General features: G+C 49.0%; 5 protein-coding genes. 1 reads left to right on the top strand and 4 read right to left on the bottom strand.

All coding sequences use genetic code 11. The features are described 5' to 3' along the window. Positions 1-240 precede the first annotated feature (240 nt). Entirely contained in the window at positions 241-2,313 is a 2,073-nt protein-coding gene (locus V7Z60_RS03920; RefSeq protein WP_334116500.1) for a DNA topoisomerase 3, read from the bottom strand. Then, a complete protein-coding gene (locus V7Z60_RS03915) occupies positions 2,310-2,885 on the bottom strand; it encodes a DapH/DapD/GlmU-related protein (protein WP_334116499.1) in 576 nt (191 codons plus the stop codon). The genes V7Z60_RS03920 and V7Z60_RS03915 overlap by 4 nt, the downstream gene beginning before the upstream one ends. Positions 2,886-2,949: 64 nt before the next feature. On the opposite strand from V7Z60_RS03915, the gene V7Z60_RS03910 reads away from it, so the two are divergent. After that, the gene (locus V7Z60_RS03910) at positions 2,950-3,486 is read left to right on the top strand and encodes a sugar O-acetyltransferase (protein ID WP_334116497.1); all 537 of its coding nucleotides are present in this window, start codon (positions 2,950-2,952) and stop codon (positions 3,484-3,486) included. A gap of 47 nt (positions 3,487-3,533) precedes the next feature. On the opposite strand, the gene phoU is transcribed toward V7Z60_RS03910, so the two are convergent. Both phoU and V7Z60_RS03900 read right to left on the bottom strand, forming a co-directional pair. Beyond that, positions 3,534-4,196, bottom strand: a complete 663-nt coding sequence (gene phoU / locus V7Z60_RS03905; RefSeq protein ID WP_334116496.1) for a phosphate signaling complex protein PhoU — start codon at positions 4,194-4,196, stop codon at positions 3,534-3,536. 14 nt (positions 4,197-4,210) lie between these two features. Then, positions 4,211-4,776 (bottom strand): phosphate ABC transporter ATP-binding protein (locus V7Z60_RS03900; RefSeq protein WP_334116495.1); only part of this gene is annotated, 566 nt, incomplete at its 5' end.

Here is a 4,776-nt window from a genome sequence, read left to right as displayed (position 1 = left end):
AACACAAAGGCTTACCGCCGGCTGAACGGCTTCATGAATGATGAAAAGAAGAAAATTAGCATGAAACGCTTGTCAAAAAGCAGAATCAGGCTCTGAAGACTGAGGTCAGAAATGGCCTCTTTTTCATTTGGATGCAATGTCAAATGCAGTGCCCGCACCATCCAGGGCAGAAGAAAACGCCCCACGTAAGTGAAGCGTTCATTTGACGATTACCGGGCTTGAGCTGCCTGTCTCCGCCGGTCATTTTTCTTCCATGGCTTTTTTCAGTGCTGCAGCCAATGCGCTTTCCTGCGGCTCGTCGTCCTGGTTGATTTTCTTCATCAGGCGACGTTCTTCATGTTTGCTCATCTTCTTTTTGCCCTTTTTTCCGCCGAGCTTTTCGGTCGTTCCGTCATACTTGCAGCGGAAATACTCGCCTTTTTCGCCGGAAACGATCAGCATCTTCCGATGACACTGAGGACAGCGGTGATTGGAAACCCTGGCTTCGGCACGGCGCCTGTAGTCGCACTCTGCATTTGAACAGACCAGAAGCTTTCCGTCCCTGACCTTCTTTTCCTTCAGGAAAGCTCCGCATTCAGGGCATTTCTTCTGCGTCATGGAGAAGTCCTGATACTTCCTGTTCGAATTCTTGACTTCGCTGACGAGTTTTTTCGTATCGTCCTTGATTTCTGCGATGAACTTCTGACTTGAAAACTTGCCCAGGGCAATTGCCTCAAGCTGCTTTTCCCATTTTTCGGTCAGTTCCGGCGTCACCAGAGACGGATTGACCAGTTCGAGCAGCTGGCGTCCCTTGCGCGTCACGCGCAGAAAGTTGCCGGAGCGTTCCATTAGTTCTGACGACACGAGTTTTTCAATGATTTCTGCGCGCGTTGCCGGAGTCCCCAGACTGTATTTTTCCATCAGGGCAAGCAGACTTCCTTCGGTCAACGGGTTCGGTGGCGTCGTCAGCTTTTCTTCGACTTCAAAAGTCCCTCTGACTTTTTGTCCTTCCTTAAAATGCAGTGCTTCGCCCGTCGTCTGCGCGTTTTCCTTCCAGCCTTTCTGCAAAACGGTCGTCTTGGAAAAATTGAACCTGTGCCCGGCAAAGGAAACGGTGATTTTTTCCTTTTGCTCGCGGTACTCGGGCGCAAAAAGCATTACGAACCGTTTGACAATCATCCCGTAAATCCGGTGCTCATCGCTTGACAGCCTGGCATAGTCGGGACGTTGCTCAGTTGGAATGAGCGCATGGTGATCAGTCACCTTTTCATTGTTGAAGACCTTCTTTTGAACGACCTTTGCGCCCCTTCCGGCATATTCCAGAGCTTCCGGCACCATTGAGCCGACTGCCTGCAGCCGTTCCTTCATCGTCGAAATCATGTCGGTCGACAGATACTTGCTGTCCGTTCGCGGATAAGAGACGATTTTGTGAACTTCGTAGAGACTTTGCACGACGGATAAGGTCTTTTTGGCCGAATATCCGTATTTTTCGTTCGCCGCACGCTGAAGCTCAGTCAGATCGTACGGCAGCGGAGCCTTTTCAGAATGCTCCCTGACGGTGATTTTTTCAACCTTGCCGCTTGCTTTCTCAAGTTCCGAAACGATTTTCCGTGCTTCTTCCCTGGTCTTGATACCGTAAGGATTCTTCTGTTCCATCCGTGCCTTCTGATTCGACACGTTCAACGCAATCTGACAGTATTTCTGCGGAATGAAGCTTGAAATCCTGTCTTCCTGCTTCGAAACCAGAGCCAGTGTCGGCGTCTGCACACGTCCGGCCGACAAATTATCCTGGTATTTCACGGTCAGGGCACGTGTCACGTTGAGGCCGACAAGCCAGTCCGCCGTTGCGCGCGCCAATGCAGACTGATACAGATTATCATAATCGGAAGCCGGTTTCAGCCTGGCAAACCCTTCCCTGACGGCCTTTGTCGTCTGAGAAGAGATCCACAAACGCTTGACCGGCTTGTTGAACCTGACATACTGCAGAATCCAGCGCGCCACAAGCTCGCCTTCTCTTCCCGCATCCGTTGCAATCACGGCTTCCTTGACGTCAGATCTCCTGGCAAGCCGTTCGATTGCCTGCAGCTGATGCCTCGTTTTCGGCAACGGCTTCGTTCCAATGAACTTCGGAAGCATCGGCAAGGTCTCAAGCTGCCATTTTTGCCAGTCCCTGTTCAGATCTTCCGGCATCTTGAGCCCGAGCAAGTGTCCCAATGCCCATGTGACAATCACGTTCTTTCCTTCAAAATAATCCTTATGCTTTTCCGTTGCTCCGAGAATCTGGCTCAGATCTCTGGCAACGCTCGGCTTTTCAGCCAGAATCAGTTGTTTCATTTATTTTCCCTTCTTGCGGGATCGCCCGCACAAATGCTGTCTGCTTCGATTCTGCCCAAAACGACGCTTCCGGGCCTGATCCATGCATCGTCTTCGATAATCGCCCCCGGCAAAACGACCGAGTTGCTTTCAATCACAACATTGTTTCCGATTCTGACTGGAAGCTCGCTGCACCAGTGATCACGGCGAAGGCCGGGATCTTCTGCATGATTGCTCGTGTAGATTCCGACGTTTTCTCCGATGGTGACGTTGTTTCCGATTGAAACCTCGTTGCAGTCGATGATTTTCAAGCCACAACCTGCATCAAAGTCGTCGCCGATGCTCAGATTAAAGCCGAACTCAGTGATGAAGCCCTCGGCAATGCCTGGATTTTTGCCAAGTTCCTTAAACAGGGGCCTTAATTCATCAATGCCAGCTTCATGGCGGCTGTAGCGCCGGCATGTCTCATAGGCGCAGTTTCTTGCGCTTTCAATCAGCGGATCATAATCGTAGTAGAGTTTTCCGCTGTTCGTAATCCTCTTTACATGTTCGATTTCTTCATTTGTTAATTTATGTCGTCTGTTCAGATTCATTGCAAATTCCTCTTTTTTGATTATAACAGTTTTTTTGCTAGAATATAGTCTGAGGTGACTGATTATGGTGATTTACTACAGCCTTAAGGACGAAAAAATTATCCGGGAAAAGCAAAAGGCACGGAAATTGTGCGCTGAATATAATGAAAAAGTCAATCAAAAGAACTTTTATGATGAAGCATTGCTTAGGATGATGCTCAAAAAAGTCGGCAAAGACCCCTACATTGAACCAGATTTCCGCTGCTTTCTGGGTTCAAGGATTGAACTTGGCGATGAGGTGTTCCTGAATCATGACGTTACACTCCAGGACATGGCGGAAATAAAAATCGGCAGCAACGTCAACATTGCGCCGAGAACCGGCATCTTCACTGAATTCTGCCCGAAGGAAAAAGAACTCAGAAAACAAAAGATGCGCTATGCCAGACCAGTCGTAATCGAAGACGGTGTCTGGCTCGGCGGAAACGTCACCGTCTGGGGGGGAGTCACAATCGGAAAAAACAGCATCATCGGTGCCGGTTCGGTCGTCACGTCAGACATTCCGGAAAACGTGATTGCAGTCGGCAATCCTGCCAAAGTCATCAAAAAAATCAAGGCAGACTAAAAGCTCGCGACCCAGGGGTGCCGCGAGCTTTTTTCGAATATGAAAAACTACTGTTTATCGTTTAATTCCACCAGGTGACCGTTCTTGCTGTAGACAATCCATTCCGACAAATTCACGATATGATCACCGATTCGTTCAAGCAGTCTGGCTACTAGCAGATAGCTTGAGGTCGCAACGGCCGTCTTTGTTTCATGCTGCATCTCCCTGACAATCAGATCGCGGCAGACTTTATACTGCTCATCGATCTTCTTGTCTTCCTGCGCAATGTTTCTGGCGCTCTTTTCATCTGCCTTGACATAAGCATCAAGCACTTGTTCAAGCATTTTTCTGATGTCTGCCGTCATCGCCGAGATTTTTTCTTCAATCTGCGGCACACGCGGATTTCCCTTGACAAGAATCGTTTCCCTGGCAATGCTGACGGCATGGTCGCCGATGCGTTCAAGATCGGAACTGGCCTTCAAGACGCTGACAATCGTGCGAAAATCGCTTGCAACCGGCTGCTGCAGGGCAATCAGCTTCAAAGCCTGGTTTTCAAGCTGTATTTCACCGCCGTTGATTCCCTGATCATCACTTGTGACCTCGTTTGCGAGCTCCTTGTCATGTTCGATGAATGCCTTGGTCGAACGATAAATCTGTTCGCTGACGTTGATGCCCATTTCCATAAAACGAACGTTGAGTTTTCTCAACTCATCATAAAATATTTCATGCATCAAAAATTCCCCCTTTATCCGAAGCGACCGTTCAAATAGTCATCTGTAATCTTTTCCTTGGGACGAAGAAACATCTCTTCCGTATGATCGTACTCGATCAGATTACCGTTCAAAAGCAAAGCCGTCCTGTCCGAAATTCGCGAAGCCTGCTGCATGTTGTGCGTCACGATGATGATCGAATAATCATTTTTAAGATTCAGCAGCGTGTCTTCAATCTTGGAACTTGAAATCGGATCCAGGGCACTGGTCGGCTCATCCATCAAAATGACCTTCGGATGAACTGCAAGCACGCGCGCGATGCAGATTCTCTGCTGCTGACCGCCGGAAAACGCCAATGCGCTCTTGTGCAGGTCGTCTTTGACTTCATCCCAGACGGCCGCCTGCTTCAGGCTTTCTTCGACGCGCTGATCGATAAAGTCTTTTGGCTGCTTTCTGCCAAGCCGTAAGCCGTATGCCACATTGTCATAAACCGAAAACGGAAACGGATTCGGCTGTTGGAACACCATGCCGACTTTTTTGCGCAGATCGACGACATCGACGTTTGGCGCATAGATGTCCTGGTTTTCAAAAGTAAAGCTTC

Origin of the sequence: Ligilactobacillus sp. (assembly GCF_036846325.1) — a bacterium.
GTDB lineage: Bacteria > Bacillota > Bacilli > Lactobacillales > Lactobacillaceae > Ligilactobacillus.
This window is presented reverse-complemented; position numbering and strand designations above follow the sequence as displayed.